The sequence below is a fragment of the Virgibacillus alimentarius genome, from assembly GCF_017874635.1.
GTDB lineage: Bacteria > Bacillota > Bacilli > Bacillales > Amphibacillaceae > Virgibacillus_B > Virgibacillus_B alimentarius.
Window position 1 is genome coordinate 328,432 of the sequence record NZ_JAGIKX010000001.1, and the last position, 20,687, is coordinate 349,118.

The 20,687-nt window shown below is 34.9% G+C and carries 24 protein-coding genes; 1 reads left to right on the forward strand and 23 read right to left on the reverse strand.

The annotated features are described in order from the left end of the window. Positions 1–5 precede the first annotated feature (5 nt). From J2Z81_RS01695 to J2Z81_RS01750, 12 genes are all read right to left on the reverse strand, one after another. Positions 6–1,070, reverse strand: a complete 1,065-nt coding sequence (locus tag J2Z81_RS01695) for a helix-turn-helix domain-containing protein (RefSeq protein ID WP_226370588.1) — start codon at positions 1,068–1,070, stop codon at positions 6–8. Between the two features lie 104 nt (positions 1,071–1,174). Then, positions 1,175–2,956, reverse strand: coding sequence for an ATP-binding protein (locus J2Z81_RS01700; RefSeq protein WP_029270700.1), 1,782 nt, complete (start codon positions 2,954–2,956; stop codon positions 1,175–1,177). Continuing rightward, a complete protein-coding gene (locus tag J2Z81_RS01705) occupies positions 2,956–3,672 on the reverse strand; it encodes a response regulator transcription factor (RefSeq protein WP_029270702.1) in 717 nt (238 codons plus the stop codon). The genes J2Z81_RS01700 and J2Z81_RS01705 overlap by 1 nt, the downstream gene beginning before the upstream one ends. 120 nt (positions 3,673–3,792) lie before the next feature. After that, positions 3,793–4,968 carry a c-type cytochrome biogenesis protein CcsB gene (gene ccsB / locus J2Z81_RS01710; RefSeq protein ID WP_029270704.1) on the reverse strand — a complete coding sequence of 392 codons (1,176 nt, stop codon included), beginning with the start codon at positions 4,966–4,968 and terminating at the stop codon, positions 3,793–3,795. 18 nt (positions 4,969–4,986) lie between these two features. Beyond that, entirely contained in the window at positions 4,987–6,636 is a 1,650-nt protein-coding gene (gene resB, locus J2Z81_RS01715) for a cytochrome c biogenesis protein ResB (protein ID WP_029270706.1), read from the reverse strand. A 27-nt stretch (positions 6,637–6,663) separates the two neighbouring features. Then, positions 6,664–7,239 (reverse strand): thiol-disulfide oxidoreductase ResA, encoded by a 576-nt coding sequence (gene resA, locus J2Z81_RS01720; RefSeq protein WP_029270708.1) that lies wholly within the window; start codon positions 7,237–7,239, stop codon positions 6,664–6,666. Positions 7,240–7,291: 52 nt separating this feature from the next. Further along, the gene (locus J2Z81_RS01725; protein WP_029270710.1) at positions 7,292–8,035 is read right to left on the reverse strand and encodes a pseudouridine synthase; all 744 of its coding nucleotides are present in this window, start codon (positions 8,033–8,035) and stop codon (positions 7,292–7,294) included. Between the two features lie 73 nt (positions 8,036–8,108). Beyond that, positions 8,109–8,639, reverse strand: a complete 531-nt coding sequence (locus J2Z81_RS01730; protein ID WP_029270712.1) for a spore maturation protein — start codon at positions 8,637–8,639, stop codon at positions 8,109–8,111. Between the two features lie 3 nt (positions 8,640–8,642). Beyond that, entirely contained in the window at positions 8,643–9,227 is a 585-nt protein-coding gene (locus J2Z81_RS01735) for a nucleoside recognition domain-containing protein (RefSeq protein WP_029270714.1), read from the reverse strand. A 1-nt stretch (position 9,228) separates the two neighbouring features. After that, positions 9,229–10,314 carry a D-alanyl-D-alanine carboxypeptidase family protein gene (locus J2Z81_RS01740; RefSeq protein WP_226370589.1) on the reverse strand — a complete coding sequence of 362 codons (1,086 nt, stop codon included), beginning with the start codon at positions 10,312–10,314 and terminating at the stop codon, positions 9,229–9,231. A gap of 185 nt (positions 10,315–10,499) precedes the next feature. After that, positions 10,500–11,087 carry an SMC-Scp complex subunit ScpB gene (gene scpB, locus J2Z81_RS01745; protein WP_226370590.1) on the reverse strand — a complete coding sequence of 196 codons (588 nt, stop codon included), beginning with the start codon at positions 11,085–11,087 and terminating at the stop codon, positions 10,500–10,502. A 2-nt stretch (positions 11,088–11,089) separates the two neighbouring features. Next, entirely contained in the window at positions 11,090–11,821 is a 732-nt protein-coding gene (locus J2Z81_RS01750; RefSeq protein ID WP_029266650.1) for a segregation/condensation protein A, read from the reverse strand. 187 nt (positions 11,822–12,008) lie between these two features. Between J2Z81_RS01750 and J2Z81_RS01755 the strand changes: the two genes are divergently transcribed. Continuing rightward, entirely contained in the window at positions 12,009–12,098 is a 90-nt protein-coding gene (locus tag J2Z81_RS01755; protein ID WP_038220884.1) for a YjcZ family sporulation protein, read from the forward strand. Between the two features lie 52 nt (positions 12,099–12,150). On the opposite strand, the gene J2Z81_RS01760 is transcribed toward J2Z81_RS01755, so the two are convergent. From J2Z81_RS01760 to J2Z81_RS01810, 11 genes are all read right to left on the reverse strand, one after another. Next, positions 12,151–12,522, reverse strand: a complete 372-nt coding sequence (locus J2Z81_RS01760; RefSeq protein ID WP_029266648.1) for a GNAT family N-acetyltransferase — start codon at positions 12,520–12,522, stop codon at positions 12,151–12,153. A gap of 180 nt (positions 12,523–12,702) precedes the next feature. Next, on the reverse strand, positions 12,703–13,161 hold the full coding sequence (locus tag J2Z81_RS01765; protein ID WP_156947667.1) for a hypothetical protein: 459 nt from the start codon (positions 13,159–13,161) through the stop codon (positions 12,703–12,705). Positions 13,162–13,191: 30 nt separating this feature from the next. Beyond that, on the reverse strand, positions 13,192–13,629 hold the full coding sequence (locus J2Z81_RS01770; RefSeq protein WP_029266644.1) for a peptidylprolyl isomerase: 438 nt from the start codon (positions 13,627–13,629) through the stop codon (positions 13,192–13,194). Between the two features lie 80 nt (positions 13,630–13,709). After that, positions 13,710–15,017 (reverse strand): diaminopimelate decarboxylase, encoded by a 1,308-nt coding sequence (gene lysA, locus J2Z81_RS01775; protein ID WP_029266642.1) that lies wholly within the window; start codon positions 15,015–15,017, stop codon positions 13,710–13,712. 75 nt (positions 15,018–15,092) lie between these two features. Beyond that, positions 15,093–16,571, reverse strand: coding sequence for a spore germination protein (locus J2Z81_RS01780; RefSeq protein ID WP_226370591.1), 1,479 nt, complete (start codon positions 16,569–16,571; stop codon positions 15,093–15,095). A 19-nt stretch (positions 16,572–16,590) separates the two neighbouring features. Then, positions 16,591–17,019, reverse strand: a complete 429-nt coding sequence (locus J2Z81_RS01785; protein WP_029266638.1) for a stage V sporulation protein AB — start codon at positions 17,017–17,019, stop codon at positions 16,591–16,593. Beyond that, positions 16,997–17,614, reverse strand: coding sequence for a stage V sporulation protein AA (locus J2Z81_RS01790; RefSeq protein WP_029266636.1), 618 nt, complete (start codon positions 17,612–17,614; stop codon positions 16,997–16,999). Before J2Z81_RS01790 ends, J2Z81_RS01785 begins: the two co-directional genes overlap by 23 nt. Before the next feature lie 128 nt (positions 17,615–17,742). Continuing rightward, the gene (sigF, locus tag J2Z81_RS01795; RefSeq protein ID WP_029266634.1) at positions 17,743–18,495 is read right to left on the reverse strand and encodes an RNA polymerase sporulation sigma factor SigF; all 753 of its coding nucleotides are present in this window, start codon (positions 18,493–18,495) and stop codon (positions 17,743–17,745) included. 8 nt (positions 18,496–18,503) lie between these two features. Then, positions 18,504–18,944 (reverse strand): anti-sigma F factor, encoded by a 441-nt coding sequence (gene spoIIAB / locus J2Z81_RS01800; RefSeq protein ID WP_029266632.1) that lies wholly within the window; start codon positions 18,942–18,944, stop codon positions 18,504–18,506. Beyond that, positions 18,941–19,294, reverse strand: a complete 354-nt coding sequence (gene spoIIAA, locus J2Z81_RS01805; protein WP_029266630.1) for an anti-sigma F factor antagonist — start codon at positions 19,292–19,294, stop codon at positions 18,941–18,943. The genes spoIIAB and spoIIAA overlap by 4 nt, the downstream gene beginning before the upstream one ends. Positions 19,295–19,400: 106 nt before the next feature. Then, the gene (locus tag J2Z81_RS01810) at positions 19,401–20,576 is read right to left on the reverse strand and encodes a D-alanyl-D-alanine carboxypeptidase family protein (RefSeq protein WP_029266628.1); all 1,176 of its coding nucleotides are present in this window, start codon (positions 20,574–20,576) and stop codon (positions 19,401–19,403) included. Positions 20,577–20,687 lie beyond the last annotated feature (111 nt).

The following is a 20,687-nucleotide window of genomic DNA, read 5'->3' on the forward strand; positions in this document are numbered from 1 at the left end:
TGGTTTCACCTATTTAAGCGTGTTTTAAATTGCGCTAACGTAAGACGGATTTGAAAATAACTAATATCATCATTTACTTTTTCTTTGATATGTTTTAACTTCAATGAATTTGTTTGTTTTATTGCATTTAAAATTTCTTCGAACGTGTTTTTCTCCACATAATATTCAATAGGAAAATGATTATCATTTAAAGCAATTTCAACAATATGGTCACAAATGGTATTTTCTTTCAGACGTCTTCGTTTGGCGATCTGTTCTATTGAAAACTTTTCCTTGTTAAGAAGATGATAGGTTTTTTGAGCAGATTTAGTCATGAAATGATTATCTTTTATATGATTTGCAATAAAAGCCATCCATGGATAACGTGCATGCTCTTTTGTAATGACGTTTAATATATAATGTATCATACTAGTAAGTAGCAGCTGAATATCAATTGCATCCATTTTATACATCATGGCTAATTGCTGAATACTCATTCCGTATGTTTTAAACCCGGTCAATTTATTAACAAATAAAGATGCTTCCTTATCTGAAAAATGGACTAGTAAAGAGTGTAATTCTTCGTGTAATTTAGAAAGCACCTTATTTTCATCCGGCTTGATTTGTTTGTATGCTTCTCTAACCCAGTTTTCAACTGATCTGTTATCGATAACTGGGATAAAGTTGAGGTGGTGCATTTTACTGTTTGTTAGGGTTTGGATAAGTAATAATAAACGTTGATAAAAAATCTTGCCTGATTCATAATATTTTAGTCCTTGAAAGCGATTCATAGGCAGATTTCCTTTATTATTTTCAATCCATTTTTTTGCTTTATCAGTTGGTTTGTATATGTTTTTTGTACTCGATTTGGGGATTAATAAATCTTGATGATGCAGTTCCTTAATTTTCCTATCGAAGGTCTGTTTCGTTAACTGTTGATGGATACCATACAAATGATCAAGATGATAAATGTGTGTGTCTTGGACTGTCTGTATGGATCTTTTCCCCTTTAACAAATGAAATATTGCAGCGGTTGAACGTTCATCGTTTATATGTAAACAGCATTTTAGAACAATCCCAGAAAATAACAATCAATCACCTACTTTTATAGCACATCATGTAAATAATCTGATACAAAATACCAACTATAAAGAAACGTTGGTATTTTAGTATGCATAAATCTTATAAAATTTGATTACACTGGATAATCGTGTTCACTATTTTTAGGTATTTCAAAATGAAAAGTAGTCCCTTTCTCTAATTTACTTTTAACAGAAATGAATCCATGATGTGTATCAATGATGTTTTTGGCTATCGCAAGCCCAAGACCTGTTCCTTTTTTCTTCGCGTTCCGTTCACGGGATTTATCCGCCTTATAAAACCGTTCAAATACAAATGGAATATCTTCTTCTGGAATTCCACTGCCCTCGTCCTTTATTGAAACTGCTAATTTTTCCGAATTATTTTCAATAGATACATGAACAACGCCATGTTCATCTGAATGTCTTATCGCATTATCAATTAAATTGGTAAAAACTTGCTCTATTCTATCTTGATCAATAAATGCAATGGGTTCATCAATCTTTTTTGTCAGTTCTATGTCAACTTCATTGTCACTTGCAATGCCATTGAACTTTTTTAAAATTTTGCTGACAAAGCGCTCAATTTCAACAGGTTCGATGCTTAATTGAATATGTCCTGCTTCCATTCGAGCAATATCCAATAATTCATTCACGAGTCGTCCCATTCTTAATGACTCTTCGTGAATAATTTTAGCTAACTCATTCTTTTCTTCTCTACTTTCTGCAATATTATCGACTATCGCTTCACTATATCCCTGCATTAAAGAAATAGGCGTTCGTAATTCATGGGATACGTTAGCTATAAAGTCTTTACGTAATTTGTCAAGACGTCTTTCCTCTGTCATATCGCGTATGACTGCAACAGCGCCACGCACATAAGATTGATCATATAAAGGTGTCATTATCATCACCCAGTTGCGCCCCTGTATATTTATTTCTTGCAAGACTTCTCTTTCCCCTTGAATAACCTTTTGTAAGATTTTATCTAATTCGTTTGGCAGTTGTTTTTTATTACCTTCATCTTGTATATTATTTTCAAAATTCCAATCATCCATAAATCTTTTAGCCGGTGGATTGGTTACAATCATTTCACCGTTTCTATTTAATGTAATTACACCATCTGCCATAGACCTAACGATGCTTGACAATTGTTCTTTTTCTTGTCTTAGTGCATTAATATGAAATTTTAACTGTCTACCCATTCGATTAAATACCATGGCTAATTCGCCAATTTCATCATGAGTTAAGATAGGTACTTTTGTATTAAATTCACCTCTGGTTAAATCAAATGCAGCTTCTCTCATTTTGATGAGCGGGGACGTTATTCGGGTCGACAAGAAAAAAGCAAAAATAATCGTCAAAATAACAGCAATACCTGCTCCTAAATAAATAATTTTCGTTGTATCAGATTTTGTTTGATTAACTAAGGCCAGTGATTGGTATACAAAAATAGCTTTCCCCTTGTTTTGAATAGGTGCTCCTACCAGCAGTGCTTCTGTTTTATTGTCTGGCATCATAATTTGTTTTTGTATTTTTTTATTGGTTTTTAAAACACTGCTCAGTTCATCGTCATTTAAAATCCAATCATCATCTAATTTTGTAAGCTCATCATCCTCACTGCCTGATGTCCAAATATTGTCATCATCATAAACAATTACAACTCTACTTGCGGGATCTTTAATGAATCCGGTCATTTGTTCTATTAACGCTTTATCCTCATGTTCTTCTACAATTTTAGAAGTTTTGACTGCCGTTTCCAGCATTTCTTTTTCTGCCTCTTGAATATGAAAGTTTTCAAAAAACTCTTGCAGTAAAATAGTTAATATAAATAATACAAAACAAACTAGCAATAAAATCGTTATTGCTAGTTTTCCAACTACACTACGCCAAAACATTATACATCATCTACCTCAAATTTATATCCAACGCCCCAAACAGTAACGATCATTTTTGATGCCTCTTTAGAAACTTTACTTAACTTCTCACGCAGCCTTTTAACGTGTGTATCTACTGTTCTCAGGTCACCGAAAAATTCGTATTCCCAAACTTCCTTTAGTAACTCCTCACGTTTAAATACTTTGTCAGGGGATTGTGCTAAAAAGCAAAGTAATTCATATTCCTTCGGTGTTAAATTAACTTCCATATCATCTGCTGTAACACGGTATGCATCATAATCTATCGTTAAATGGGGAAAAACAATAACATTTTTCGTTGAGGTTTCTGTCTCATTAAAATTTGCTGATCCAGTTCTACGCAGTAGAGCTTTCACTCGTAAAACGACTTCTCTTGGACTAAAAGGTTTAACAATATAGTCGTCAGCGCCCACTTCAAACCCCTGAACACGATTTGATTCTTCTCCTTTTGCAGTCAGCATAATCACAGGTGTTGTTTTTTCCTTTCTTAACTCTTGGCAAACTTCAATCCCATCTATTTCAGGCATCATTATATCGAGTAATATAACATCATAGTGATTGTTTAAAGCTAAGTTAAGTGCTTCTTGCCCATTTTCTGCCTCTTCGATTATATAATCGTCCCGTTCCAAATACATACGTACTAATCTTCGGATTCTTTCTTCGTCATCCACAACCAAAACTTTTGCATTTGCTTCCATGTCAAGGCCTCCCTCGATTGAACTCTACATTAAAGTATATATGAATTTCACAAAAATGTATAAGGAAAAACACGGTATCCATGCCGTCTAATAGATACCGTGTTTTCTAGCTGACTATTTTTATGCGTAAGAATGTAACCCAGCTAAAATTAAATTAACAGCGATAATGTTAAACATAATAATCGCGAAGCCTCCAACCGTTAGCCAAGCTGATTTTTTCCCGTGCCATCCGCGTGACAATCTTAAATGTAAAAATGCTGCATAGAAGAACCATGTAACAAGTGCCCAAACTTCCTTAGGGTCCCAACCCCAGAATCTATCCCAAGCTATTTGAGCCCATATCGCAGCAAAGATTAGTCCGCCTAATGTGAATACTGGAAATCCAATAGCTACAGCACGATATGATATTTCATCCAATAAATCGGGTTTTGCCTTTTTAAGAAATGGTTGAACAACTGCACCGAATCTCTTTCTAAAGATTAATCTTATTAAACCATAAATGATTGAACCCGAGAAAAACGACCAAATAACCGTGTTGAGTTTTTTTGCATCGACCCAAGACGGGGATTCGAACCAAGGTTGCATTGCCCCTTCAGATAGTAAATTTCCTTCATTTGGTCCAGTGATTGCTGGTAAACGATATTCTACTGTTAACACATTATTATCGGATGGATACTCAAATTCGGCATGATAATCCGTGATACTGAATGCAGTAGTAATAACAATGTAACCAATAAATAAAAATAGTGTGTATATGACAATTTCAAGCCAAATTGAATTTGCATTTCGTACAGATTGGTCAACTTCTCTAATTAAATAAATTAACCCAGCTACAAAACTTATTCCTAAAATACCTATCCCTAATGCAACAGTTGTCACGTGAATATATAACCAGTGACTTTGCAGGGACGGTACCAACGGTGCGATGTCTGTTGGAAACATACTGGCATAGGCAATGAGTAACATTGCTACAGGCAGTGCGAATAATCCTAAAATCGACAATCTGTAGATGAAATAAATGATGATAAACGCTAACACCATTGTCATTCCAAACGATGTTACAAACTCGAATTGGTTACTGACAGGCGCATGTCCACTAGCGATCCAGCGTGCAATAAAATAACCCATTTGCGCCAGAAACCCAATGATGGTTAAAGTTATACCTATTGTGCCAGCTATTCCTTTTTTATGCTCTTTATTTTTATCCTTAATTGTAGCGCCAAAGAAAAAAGTAGCAATTAAATAGATAATAAAGGCAGTGTATAACATAAAACTACTTATACTAATCCAATCCATATGAATCCTCCTTCTTCATCAATCTTCTAATTCTTGCTGATCAACAACCATATTAATTTCAGTATCAGAAATAACTTTTTCTATATCTTTTTTAATGCCAAACCAATTTTTATTTGTATGTGCGGCTAAAAGAAGACCATCTCCTTTTGGATGTATCCAAATTCTGCGATGGTACCAATACATCCCTTGGATAACACCAATCATAAAAATTGCTGCTCCGACGATGAATAAAGGCAGAGTATAATCTCGACGCACCGTTAAGCCACTGACATCTCGCATCTCGAAATCTTCAATACCAATCTTATACTTGTTTTCCCCTTGGGATTCAATGTTTTTCCCGATACCAATAAAGCTTAATTCACGTTCTTCGCTTCCTGGAGGATAAACCCATAGCACAAATGCTGGATTTCTTGGATATTTGGATTCTGATCGAGGTTCACCATTATCCAAATAATAATCTGGATAGTAATTTTCAACTTTTACACGGAAACCATTATCTAGCTTATATTCACGCTCGGGTGACATTAAATCGATTGTAAATGTGCCGAGTGCTTTTTCCTCTGGATCGTTTTTTTCATGTACGTTAAATGACATCGTTTTAAATTCATTTAATTGATATCCAGCTTGGTATAATGTGAAACCTGAAAATTTTAACGGATTATTCACCGTGATATTATCTTCAATAATTTTTTTAAGTTCTGGTTCTGCCCCTGTAACAGCTGATTTTTCAGCCTGATAGATAACAACGTCTGATTCATAATTTTCTGCTATTGGTTCGCCTTCTTTTTTGATGGCCTCTTTAAAGCGTTCGTTTTCAACGTCATCTATATCATACGTATCCAGGGTGAATGCTTTATTTTTAATGTAAAACTCTCCGTCTGTTCCAGGAATTACCTTCTCTTCGCCTTCTCGTACCCATACATACTCATCCAAATATAAGAAAGGAGTGAAACGTAGTAAAGCAGCTAGTAAGATGATGATTAATCCGATATGGTTAACATAAGGTCCCCACCGAGAGAACCTCCCTTTTTCAGCCAATATATGGCCGTTTTCATTTTGAATATTATACCGTTGCTTTTTTAGTGCTTCGACAACTTTTTGCTTCTCTTCTTCAGAAACTTGCTTTGTTTCACTAAATAGACGTTGTCTGCTAAGAAATGTTTCATGACGTTTCGCTTTTTGCTTTTTTAATGCTTTGTATAATGGGACAAAACGATCAAGACTGCAAATTACTAGTGATATCCCAATTAAAGCGATTAAAATCATGTACCACCATGAGCTAAATAGGTTATGAAAGCCTAACTGATAGTATATTTTACCGAAAATTCCGTATTCAGCTTCATAAAAAATAGCGGGATCACGTGATGGAGCTTCTGCAGGTATGTACATTTCTTGTGGAAAAATTGTTCCTATAGCAGAAGCAATTAAAGTTATCACAATCAGCCATATTCCCACTTTTACTGAAGAGAAAAAACTCCAAATTTTATCAACTATTGATCTGTTATAGGTTAGCGAACGTCTGGCGGTTCCGTCATATCGCATGTTCAATAACTTTCGTTTGTCATTACCTTCGATATGCTGGTTTTCTTCGATTGGCTTCCCGCATGCCTCGCAAAGAACTGTACCCTCAGGATTGATATGTCCGCACTCGCATTTTATTTTCTTCATTCAAATCCCTCACTGTTGATATTCCGATTACTTCTTGGGCAAAATTTCCTGAAAATGATCTTCTAACTTATCTAACGTTAAAGCCCCGTTCACAACTTCTTCAATTTCTCCGTCTGGATTTATAAAAAAAGTGCTTGGAATTGGACCGACATCATATAAATCCATTACCTCACTATTTGCATCGTGTGGAGTCGGAAAAGTAAGATCATACTTGTCAATAAAACGATTAATCACTAATTCATTTGCATCTAGACTTACTGCTACAATTTCTATCCCTTTGTCTTTATATTCAGGATACAATTTTTCCATGAACGGCATTTCCGCTTCACAAGGTTTACAGTATGTTGCCCAAAAATTAAGCATTACTCCTTTTCCTTCTAAATCACTGAGTTGAATTGATTCTAGTTCATTATTTTTATTAACTTGTTGTAATTTAAAGTCTGGAGCTTTATCTCCTGCTTCATAGCTTGTTTTGTCTTTATTAAAATTAGAAACTAAAGCAAATACAACTGCAGATAATAATAATAATAGAATAATCGATCTAAAAACTAAACGTCTTCTTTTTTTATTCTTTTTATTTGCCTTTCTCTGTTCTAGACTCATATGGATATCACTCCCAAACTAGTATAACATTTTGACAAGCAATAAAATTTGTCTAATGTTTAACAATTTTATGTGCAACTAATCGCATTTGTTTTATTTCATGAGGTGTCAACATTCGATAGTCACCAGGTTGCAGACCACGTAAGGTAAGCGTCCCATACTTTTCACGCTTTAACTTCGTTACAGGATACCCAAGCTGTTCCATCATACGCCGGATATGTCTATTTTTGCCCTCATGTAAAGTGATTTCCAAAATGCATGTTTTATTTTTCTTATCCTGCGACATAATTTTATAATCGACGGCTTTTAAAAGGTCGCCATCGGCTTTAATCCCTTGTTTAAGTTTCGATAGTTCCGCCTTACTAGGCATTCCCTTTATTTTAGCTATATACACTTTGTCTATTTCATATTTTGGATGCATTAACAGATTGGCAAAATCTCCATCGTTCGTTAATAATAATATGCCGGATGTATCATAATCAAGTCGTCCAATTGGGAAAATTCGTTCGGGAATATCCATTAAAAAATCTGTAACTATTTTTCGGCCTTTGTCATCGTGTAGGCTTGTTATAACCCCTCTAGGTTTGTATAACAAATAATAAGATGGCGCTTCTTTTTCCAGAGGACACCCATTTACTTCAACTTTATCGTTAACGGAAACCTTAGTTCCTAACTTTGTCACTACTTTGCCGTTCACTTTGACTTTGCCATCTACTATAAGCTGCTCTGCTTTTCTTCTTGAAGTAACACCGCTTTGTGCGATTACTTTTTGTAGTCTTTCTTCTGGTCCCTTCATTTATATCACCATGCTTTTTATAATTTGTAACATAAGAATAGCGTTAAACGTAAGTTAACGCTACTAAAAAGCTTTATCCGAAAATAATTGTAACAATTACGATCGACGCAAGTATACCAATTAAATCTGCCAGAAGTCCAACTTTTAAAGCATATCCCATCTTTTTAATCCCAACAGCGCCAAAGTATATGGTCAAAATATATAGTGTGGTGTCTGTACTACCTTGCATTGTGGATGCTAATTTACCAATAAATGAGTCAGGTCCATGATTGTCTATTATTTCAGTAGTCATGCCTAAAGCTGCGGTACCTGATATTGGCCTTACGATTGCGAGTGGGATAATCTCTGGTGGTATTCCAACAAATAAAAGGATAGGTGAGATAAGGTTAATAAATGCTTCTAAAGCACCTGAACTTCTTAAAATCGATATAGCAACGATCATTCCTACTAAAAAGGGGAGTAAAGAAAAGGCCATTTTTACACCTTCCTTTCCTCCCTCTACGAATAATTCATACGTGGGAAGCCGTTTCCACGTAGCCACAATGAGAACGAATAAGATAAAACATGGTATTAACCATGTACTTACACTTGTAATTATTCCCATGCTTTACTTCCTCCATACACTTCTATAGTAAAGAAATCGATCAATCATAATCGCACTTATTGTAGAAATGAAAGTTGTTATTATCGTTGTCCCAACAATTTCAGTTGGAGATGCAGAATTATATTGCATTCTAATTGCTATAACTGTAGTCGGTATTATGGTTAACCCCGATGTGTTTAATGCTAAAAAAGTGATCATAGATCTAGAAGCTTTATCGGATCCACTTAGTTTTTTCATTTGTTCCATTGCTTTTATGCCCATTGGCGTTGCAGCATTTCCTAAACCGAATAGATTTGCAGTTATATTCGAGAGAATGTATCCAATTGCAGGGTGATCTGCAGGTATCTCCGGAAATAACTTGATAATTAATGGTCTAAATATCTTTGCAAGCATTGATAATATTCCTGCCTTCTCTGCAATTTTCATTATACCGAGCCAAAATACAAGAATACTGATCAAACCGATAGACAATGTTACGGCTTCGTCAGCACTTTCAAACAGTGTTTTATTTACTTGTTCCATCGTTCCATTTACCATTGCGTAAACAATCCCTATAACAGCCATCAAAGACCAAATTATGTTAACCATCCTACCTCCACCTACTTATTTGTTTAAATACATAAAAGACATCTTTAAGGAAATTGTCAGATTCAGGATTTTTTTCAGAAAAAACGGGTACGGTCACAATTGGCTTTGAATCAAGAATAAAAGTAGTTTCTCCTATTTTATCTGCATCTTCTTGGAGTAGTACTGATCTACTTTTAATATTTTCTATTTCCCCTTTAGCAAGTGGAACCTGTACATTGTCGTGTAAAAAACCTGTAACGTTTTTATTTTCTCCACTTATCTGTGTCTTTCCTTTTTCTTTAATGGATGTTAAATCAAAATTATCAAAGCCCCATTCATACATTTCCATATGATCCCTCCAGTCATCTGGTGCATTAAGTGTGACTGCAATGAGATTCATTTTATTTTTATTCGCAGAGGTTAACAATGTTCTTCCTGCCTTTTTAGTAAATCCAGTTTTTCCCCCGGTACAATAATCATAATATTGTGTCAGTAATTTATTTTTATTTTGCCATGCGTATGACCTCGTTTTTGCCTGATAGGTAGTAGTGCCGGTTATTTCTTTAAAATAGTCGTTCTCCATTGCATAACGCATTAATAAAGCCATGTCATAAGCAGTTGAATAATGATTGTCTGATTCTAACCCATGTGGATTATCAAAATGAGTATTGTTCATGCCTATCCATTTTGCTTTTTCATTCATTAAATAAACAAATCCTTCCACACTACCTCCTATGTGTTCACTAATAGCAACGGCAGCATCATTTCCAGATCTAAGCATCAATCCGTAGACAAGATCCTCAACGGTCATTTTCTCTCCTTGCTCTAGGTATATAGATGAACCTTCTGTATAGATTGCTCGTCTACTCGTGGTTGCCTTTTCATCCATTTTCCTGGACTCAATTGCAATAATAGCTGTCATCACTTTGGTTATACTCGCAATGGATTGTTTTTCGTTTGCTTTTTTTTCAAAAAGCACCCTTCCAGAGGACTGTTCCATTAAAATAGCATTATTAGCAGAAACATTTGGTTTTGGAGATGCATGTCCAATCAGTGGGTTAATTAACGCTAATAGGAGTACTGAAAGCACTGATAAAATATAACGCATAGTATGCCCCCTAAGATAGTGTGTCTGTATATTTTTATGCTTGTGAAAGGATTGATATGAATTAAAATATTAATTATTTCGCATTTTCAAGTGAACACCTTATTGTACAAACAATAAAAAAACCTGGCATTAAATAAAATTTATATTTAATGCCAGGTTTTTTAATATGCAATATTCCTCACGACTTACTGCTCTTTATCTGGAGGATGGAGTTGATTAAAGAATAAATCAGTTTCCTGTTCAAGTTCCTCCATATCAACATTTTCAGATAATGGAGGTAGTTCTTCTAAGGATGTTAAGCCAAAATAAGTTAGGAATTCTTTACTTGTTCCAAACAAAATTGGCTTACCGACAGTATCCCGTCTCCCCATTTCTTCAATTAGTGATCTAGCGATAAGTGTTTGAACGGGTCGATCACTTTGTACTCCCCTGATTTCATCAATTTCTGTTCTTGTTATCGGTTGTTTATAAGCAATGATTGCAAGTGTTTCCAAAGCGGCCTGGGACATTCTTGTTGACTGAGGCATCGCTAATAACATCTTTAAATAGCTGCTATGTTCAGGTCTGGTAGTCAAATGGTAAACCTGCTTAGATTGTATGATCATCATTCCGCGATTTGACTGTTCATAATCAAATTTTAATTCTTCTAACAAAAGTTCAGCGTTGCTATCTGGTATTTTTAGTATTTGTGCTAATTGTTTTGTTGTAACACCTGTATCTCCGCTTGCAAAGAGCAGAGCTTCTACAACAGCTTTTAATTCATTACTTTCCACAGCTAATCCTCCATTTGAAACACGTACAAGTCATTAAAATGTTGTTCCTGCATGCAAAACACTTGATTATTTTTCATCAGTTCTAATAATGCTAAAAAAGTGACAACTATATTGGACCTTGTATGATATGTAAATAGTTTATCAAAAGCAACACCTGTCTCTGAATCATATACTATTTGTAATACGTCCTTCATCCGTTCCTCAATTGAAATTTCTGCCCGTTTAATTTTCGTTTCTTTCGGTTCATTCCACTTTTTGCGTTGAAATACTTTGTCTAGGGCATGGAGCATATCATAGATCGATATATCCCCTTTAACGATAGGTTGTGGTACGTCATCGTGATCGATTTCAACTGGTGGTCTTGTGAATATTTGGTTTGTTTGTTCTTTATCTTTAAATTGTTCGGCAGCTTGTTTGTATTTACGATATTCAATTAACCTTTGCATCAACTCTTCTCTGGGATCTTCCATATACTCATCAGGTTCATCAACTATTTCTTGTTTTGGAAGCAGCATTTGGCTCTTGATTTCCAATAATGTTGCAGCCATAACAAGATATTCACTAGCAATGTTTAATTCTAGGCGTTTCATCGTATGAATATAATGCATATACTGTTCAGTAATTGTTGCAACAGGAATGTCATAGATATCGATTTCGTATTGGTTAATCAGGTGTAATAATAAATCAAGTGGACCTTCAAATGCATTTAATTTAACTTGATATGTTTGATTCATCTTTCCCCCCCTCTCTCTGATGACCGACACATATGAATTATAATAATATCGACTTTAGAAAGAAAAGTTGGTACCTCTTGGCATAAACGCCTATACACCATCGTTAATGGCTTCATAGGTTATTACTGTAAGATAAATGTTCATCAAAACAATTTATCATTTTATGAACAAAAGGAGGAATTTCATTATGGGTGCTTCATATGGATATGGCGGTGGATTCGCGCTAATCGTAGTTCTATTCATACTTCTCATTATCGTTGGTGCAGCTTGGTTATAAAAATATAATGAAAGATAAAAATCCAGCCCTTTTACGATAGGGCTGGTCTGTTTTAATTGTTGTCGTTTTCTGTTTCGTCTTTATCACATTTACTATAGAACTGCTGCAAGCCATCGTCTGCACATACAGCAAACTTTTCTTGATAAAGCTTTTCCACTTCATTCACCATTTTCTTACCAATCCCCAAATTTCGATAGGAAGGATTGACTGAAATATGTTGGATAACTGCATTTATATCATTTTCTATTCGTAATCCAATTGCACCTAAAACATCATCGTCTTTCCAGAGATAAAGATGCCAATCGGATTTTGTTTCATATTGTTTTATTGTCTGTTGCAATTTTTTTACATCTTTTTCTTCTGGCATAAAAGATAGTAATCCCATTGCAATTTTTTCTAAGTTTTTTTTATAACGAATTAACATAGAGACCCCTCATTAAAAGATATCTTTAAATTGTGTGAAATAGAAAGCAAGACAAATAGTAAATTATATATATATTTATGCCTGAATATCTTCAGTTTGTCAAATTACTAATCTTTTTTAAAAATGAAACGCAATTTTCTTAAAAGGATGAACATAATCTTTACTGTTTATACTGCAATGTTATTTTTGAATGATTTGCAAAATTATTTTATAAATCATATATCCATCTGACTGTTTTCCCTTTATTTTGAAAGGAATAGTATTTACAATAAAAAGCCATCCGTTAAATAAAAAAAGTAACTGGATATAGTAATTTGTATATATGTTATATAAAAGATAGAAAAGAATTGTAAATAAGCCGCTGCTTAATAATCCACAAATGGTGACCCAAATAATTTCCAAGGGTTTATATGTTGGGGTTCTTTCGCTCTTTAATAAGCCGCCTAGAAAAAAAACTGTATGAAATTTTATGTGAATTTTTTTAAACGACAAAGAACCAATCATTTTTCCAAGACCTATGGATAAGGTAATGTGATCAGCTCGCATTGTTTTTGCTCCAATAAGATGGCCGCTTTCATGGATGACCATGCTAATAGGTGCAACAACAAACACAAGAAATAATAATAAGTAAATATCCATATAAATCTCTACGAAGATTTCAGCTAACAATTAATCAGAAAAAACTCTCAATTCTTTCATCGTATCCCCATTTTTCATGCTTTTGGCATGTTCAATACCTGATGTAACTTGTCCAAAAACAGTGTGTACTCCATCAAGATGGGGTTGTGCTTCGTGCACAATAAAAAATTGGCAGCTTCCTGTGTCTTTACCAGCATGTGCCATAGACAATGACCCCTCAACATGTCTATGTGGGTTTCCTTCTGTTTCACATTTTATAGTATACCCTGCTGAACCGGTACCATTTCCAACGGGACAACCACCTTGACTAACAAAACCGTCAATTACTCTATGAAAAGTTAATCCATCATAAAAATTGTCATTTGCTAGTTTTTCAAAATTCGCTACTGTATTTGGTGCTTCATTTGGATAAAGTTCAAATTCAATTTTACTATCATCTTCCATTACAATATATCCTTTTTTAGTCATTCATATCTCCCCTTTTATACATGGTGGTTTTAAACCTTTGTTAATTTTATCATTTTATCTTCATTTAGCAAAGAAGATGCTTAAGTATAAGACAAGTCATTTTTGACAACGTCTTTATAGGACTCTCTTTGGACAACTAGTTTATCTTGCCCTTGCTCTGCAAAAACCACTGCGGCCTTAGGAAAACGATTATAATGACTTGCCATCGAATATCCATAAGCTCCTGTTGAAAAGATAGCTAGAATGTCGCCGTGTTCGACGTTAGGAAGTGATAAGTCCCAAATCAGCATATCGCCGGATTCACAGCACTTCCCTGCTACGGAAACTGTTTCAGACGTTGGCTGAGCAGCTTTATTTGCTAAGATTGCTTCGTATTTTGCCTGATATAAAGCAGGTCTTAAATTATCTGTCATTCCGCCATCCACAGATATATAATCACGTACACCAGGAATATGCTTTGTTGATCCTATCGTATATAATGTTATTCCTGCATTACCTGCTATAGATCGCCCGGGCTCAAGCCAAATTTCTGGCATAGGCATGCGTGATATTTCAGCATGATGTTGAACTGCAGTAATTATTTCTTCAACATATAAATGCAATGGTAATGGTGATTCCTCAGCTGTGTAACGTATGCCAAACCCTCCACCAACATTGATAACATCAGGTGTATACCCGTATACAGAATTCCAATTTGAAATACTTTTATACAACATATCAATTGCACTCAAGTGGCCGTCGGTTTCAAATAATTGTGAACCGATATGACAATGTAACCCCCTGAAGCGTATTAATTCATGGTTGTGCAACAATTGAAAGGCTTTTTCCGCCTGCCCGTTATGCAAATTAAATCCAAATTTTGAATCCTCATTTCCAGTCATAATATAATGATGTGTATTGGACTTGATTCCAGGAGTTACCCGTATTAAAACATCAATTTTTTTATTATATCTGTGCAACAGTTTATCAATCAGTTCAATTTCAAAAAAATTATCTACAACAATACACCCAATATCATTTTCAATTGCCATTTTAATTTCTTGCTCACTTTTATTATTGCCATGCAGATGAATTTTTTCTGTTGGAAAATTTGCTTGTAACGCAGTATACAATTCTCCTTCTGATACGACGTCTAAGCACAATCCCTCCTGATTGATTACCTGGAGCATGGCGATAGAAGAAAAAGCTTTACTTGCATAAGCTACTTTCCCTTCTATTCCCATGTTTTTAAATGTCTCTGTAAAAGCTCTGCAATTATCACGGATAATAGATACGTCATAGACATATAACGGTGTCCCATATTTTTTTGCTAAAGCTATTGTATCCACTCCGCCTATTTCTAAATTACCACTTTCGTTTACTTGAAATGGATGGTTATCTACAATCATTTCTGTTTCCCCCGTTCATCCGTATGGATTAAAAATACTTTAACATATTGAAGTGATAAACAAAAGGAATAAAGGTTAATTTTTTACCTCTTGACTTATTGTATCCTTTGGATAGACAATGCTTGGTCTTCCTTCGGAAAATGGTACAGGAATTCGAAAAATAAATTTTAGCATTGCTCCTGCATTAAATGGAATAAAAGGCCATAGGTAAGGAGTTCTTAGTGAATTCATATTGACTAAAAATAGGGTGCTTAATAATAACCCGATCAAAAAGCCTGGCACACCAAAAAGGGCTGTTATGATGATTAGTAGTAATTTCAGCAGCTTATTAGCTACACTTAATTCATAACTGGGTGTTACGTATACCCCTATTGTACTGATTGCAATATATAAAATTACTTCGGGACTAAACATACCCACATCAATCGCGATTTGCCCTATTACCACTGCCGCAATTAATCCAAGAGCAGTAGCAAGTGGTGTGGGGGTGTGGACAGCGGCCATACGTACAAATTCAACACCAAGTACTGCCAGAATGATTTGTACTGCGACCGGGATAGTCCCTTCTTCATTTGGCCCAATAAAGGATAAGGTTTTAGGGAGCAGTGTCGGTTCCATTGAAAACAAGAGCCATAATGGCAAAAGAAATAAAGATGCGAACACGGCTAACAAACGTGACCATCTAATAAATGTACCAACCGCGGGTGATTGCCTATACTCCTCAGCATGTTCTAAATGGTCAAAATATGTTGTTGGTAAAATAATGACGCTTGGTGATGTATCCACAATAAGTAAAAGATGCCCTTCAAAAAGGTGATTTGCGGCAACATCAGGTCTTTCTGTATATCGAACCAATGGAAAAGGATTCCATTTATTTTCTATAATGAACTCTTCCAACGCCTTATCTGCCATTGTAATACCGTCAATTTCAATAGATCTAATTTTATCCTTTGTTAATTCTATCATCTCATCATTGGCAATATCTTTAATGTAACAAAGACATACATCCGTTTTAGATCGTTCACCTACACTTAACATTTCATGACGTAGTCGTGCATCACGAATTCTTCTCCTAGTTAATGCAGTATTAATAATCACATTTTCAGTAAAACCATCTCTAGATCCTCTGATAACCCTTTCTGTGTCTGGTTCTTCCGGCTGTCTTCCAGGATAATCCCTTACATCTACAATAAAAGCTTTTTTTTCGCCATCCACAAAGACAATAATAAGACCAGACAGCATTTGATCCACTGCCTCATCCATTGTATTGGTATGTTCTACAGATAAGTTTGCCAATCGATTCTCAACAATTTCAAAAAGTTTCTTTTGATTAGATTCCTCATCATTAATAGAAACAAGTTTTTTAATGATTTCGATAGCTACAAGATCACTTACCTGACCATTTAAAAAGTAAAGTTGAACTTTTCTTTTTAATAAAACGAGTTCCCTAAACTCTAGGTCATAAGATATACCAACACCAACACGCTCTTTCATATAAGCTTGGACATCTTTTATATTAGAAGAAATATGTGTTTTCCTCTTACTACCTCCCATTAGTTGCACCCCTTCCTTGTTACTTAACAAATATCAACCACTGAAATAATGACCCGAAAATTTTTCCGAAGACAATTGCCATAAGCAACCATAACAAATATCGCTGTACACCTATTCTTTTTGTAAGTACGGGAAAAACGTTTAATACTTCGGTTAACGCTGCAGCGAGCATTCCGTTAAATACACCATGGAACCCTCCCCAAATCAGTAAAATAATGGTGGATAAATTCCAAGTAATATCTGTAAATGACAAATAAGTTCCAAGTATAGAACCTGCCAGAACACATGTACCAAAAGCATGGATGAATTTATCTGCTTTACTTATTTGAACGAGTCTCGGTATAATCCCCAAAAGTGTTATAAAGGCGACAAAACCACCTCCAACAGCAAGACCTCCTGCTAATCCAATAATTAATTCGGCAATATTAATGATGATGCTGGTTATCATTTAATCGATTTTCATGGTGATGGATATAGTGATCGAGGTCTTGTTGATAATTAAACAGTTCTACTTCAAGAGGGCTTGGCTCCTCGTTAAACCTTTTTTTAAACCAATGATTGAAGAATAACAACATCCCCATTCCCAACCCAAATGAATATGGGATTTGAATCCATAAAGGAAATTCATTTTGTTCACCTGTAAATAAGTAATGTATTTTTTGCTGTACCTCTTGCATGCTGACATCATAATGAAAATTCATGATAGTCATTGCAGTACCTATAAATAGGAGTAACCATACAAAAGCTACTTTTAAAACAGATGGAGCTTTATTATTTTTATTTATCCGAATAATAGTTTGGGTAGGTCCAACGAGCTGAAACTCCAAATCTGGATGCATTTTATTAAGGTGTTTAATTACTAAAAAGCTATCAATTACTACAATGTTGTTATCTTTTTTTGAAATCTGATAAATGGATGTATTCTCTAATGTTTTTTTTACATCCTCAGATGTAGCCACTAAGGCAATATCTTTCAGCTTGACAGCTTTTAAATAGGACAATTCTATATTTTTTTTCATGCGTAAATAAACAATTGTTGTCACAGAATGATCACCCTTTACCAATACGGTATGAATTAGTATTGGTTAAAAGCGGATTTATTATCACAACAAAATAAAAAATCATCACATCTGTGATGATTTTTTATTTCTAATATGCGATTTATGTTTTACTACCCCATTTTTATTTTCATGTCCTGCAAGATTTTCTTTTCTAACCGTGAGACCTGAACTTGAGAGATCCCTAGACGTTCTGCTACTTCTGACTGTGTTTGATCTTTATAGTACCGCAAGAAGACAATTAAACGTTCTCGCTCGTTCAATTCTCTTATTGCTTCTTGTAATGTTATTTTGTCAAACCAGTTTGTATTTTCATCTGCTATTTGATCTAATAAAGTAATTGGATCTCCATCATTTTCAAATACAGTTTCGTGAATCGAATGCGGAGATTTCGCAGCTTCTTGGGCATGAACAACTTCTTCAGGCGTAATATTTAATGCATCCGCTATTTCTAGAACCGTTGGAGACCTTCCGTATTGTTTTGTTAATTCATCCTTTTTTCGGCGTACTTTATTTGCAGTCTCTTTTAAGGATCTACTTACTTTTATACTTCCATCATCTCGAATAAAACGCTGGATTTCACCAATAATCATAGGGACAGCATACGTAGAAAAACGAACATCATAGGATAAGTCAAATTTATCGATCGATTTCATTAACCCGATGCTTCCAATTTGGAATAAATCATCCGGCTCGTATCCCCTATTGATAAAACGCTGAACCACTGACCATACAAGTCGAACATTATTTTCAACCAATAAATCTCTTGCTTCTTTATCTCCTTGTTGACTTTTATGAATGTATTCTTTTACTTGCCCATCAGTTAAGGTGACCTTACGTTTATCTTGCTTTACATTAACATCCATAGACATCCCTAGTTACAAACCGTTTTACTTTTCGATAATTGTTTTGTCATCCGAACAGTAGTTCCTTCTCCGGTTTTTGATGTGACCTCAACTGAATCCATGAAATTTTCAATAATCGTAAACCCCATGCCAGACCTCTCTAATTCTGGTTTTGAAGTGTAAAGTGGCTGCCTTGCTTCTTCTACATCACCAATTCCTATGCCCTTATCCCTAATGGTTAGTTCGACTTCGCCATCTCGGAGAGAGCAATCAATAGAAATAAGGTGATTTGGTTCATTATTATAGCCATGAATAATAGCGTTTGTTACTGCTTCTGAGACAACTGTTTTGATTTCAGTAAGTTCATCCATTGTAGGATCTAACTGCGCAATGAATGATCCTACAGTTACCCTTGCAAAAGATTCATTCACACTGACACTTGAAAATTCTACGCTCATTTTATTTTTCATGATGCCACCCCCAGCGTTGTTAACGCAAATTCTTCGTTATCTTCTAAACGAACGATTTTAAATAAGCCAGACATTTCAAATAAACGTTCAATCGGAGGTGTGACTGAGCAAACAACCATCTCTCCTCCTAGTTGTAATACTTCTTTGTACCTCCCTAGTACAACACCAAGTCCTGAACTGTCCATAAAGGTTACAGATTCAAGATTTAAAATGACGTGTTTGATGGAATTGGTATACATCATGTCCTTCCATTTCTCCCGCAGCAATTCTGCTTCATGGTGGTCAAGTTCACCTGATAATCTTACAATTAGTACATCTTCTTTTACATCAAACATTGCTGTAAGACCCATTTCATTTCCTCCTTTAGAAAATCTTCGTAGGTACACTTTCTTGAATGTTGGGGTCGATTCCTGCTTTATGACAAAAGAAGAAGTAGTTCGCTTAAAAGAACAATTTTTAGCGATTTTTCGCCATGCTTTGCATGGATCGTTTTAACAATGTCAGATAGGAAGCTGGTTTCACTTCCTGATTAACTACCAATGGTGTTTCTGATAAAACTTTATCACCTTTCTTGACAATCAATGTACCTGCCTGATCCCCTTTTTTCATAGGTAAATTTATCTCATCATTAAGTACAGTAGATGTAGTAATGTTTTCTTTGGATTGTCCTTTCCTATGAAGGGTACTAACTGAATCAGATGTCACAATATCGATATTTTTATTTTCAGCCTTTATATCTTTAATCGTTGTGATTGTTTTTCCTTTTTCATACAATTTTTCAGTTTCAAAGTGATTATAAGCATAATCCAACATTTCTGAAATTGCGTTATTTCGCTTCTTCGTTGTCTCAGCCCCCATAGCAACAGCGATAATTCGCATATCATCCTTTTTGGCAGTTGCAGTCAGACAATACTTTGCTTCATTTGTGTAACCAGTTTTTAATCCATCTACACTAGGATAGGATTTTACTAATTTATTTGTATTTACAAGCCAAAATTCATTTTCTTTCCCTTTTCTTAAATAATCTTCGTAAATGGAAGTATAATCTGTTATTGATTCATATTTCAGTAATTCTTTTGCGATGATCGCCATGTCATAGGATGTGCTATAATGTTTTTTTGCAGGTAAACCACTTGTGTTTTGAAAGTGGGTATTTTTTAGATTCAATTCTTTTACTTTTTCATTCATTTTTTTCACAAATTCTTCTTCACTGCCTGCTAATCTTTCGGCTAATGCAACACTAGCATCATTTCCGGATGCAATAGCTATTCCTTTTAGCAAATCGTTGACAGACATTTCTTCTCCAGCCTCTAAAAATATTTGAGAGCCACCCATTGAAGCCGCTCGCTCACTTATACGAATCATTTCATCCTTTTTTAATTCCCCCTTATCTATTGCCTCCATAATTAAAAGCAATGTCATAACTTTCGTCATACTTGCAGGGGGTAATTTCTCATGTTCGTTTTTGTTAAACATCACTTTTCCAGTGTCTTGTTCAATGAGAATGGCAGATTTGGCGTCCTTCGCAAGACTGAGTGACTCCTTTTGTTTTTTCTCTTCCCCATCAACAGAAAACGTTGTCGCAAAAAGCAAGGTAAACATTAAGCTGCTCATTAAGATATACTTTTTCATCCTTTTACCTCCACAAGTCAATATAATATACATCTAGGATTGACATGTTTTGCTTTTTTTATAACTCGTAACATTTCTATTGAGAGAGTTTTTATACTGAATTAAAAAAAG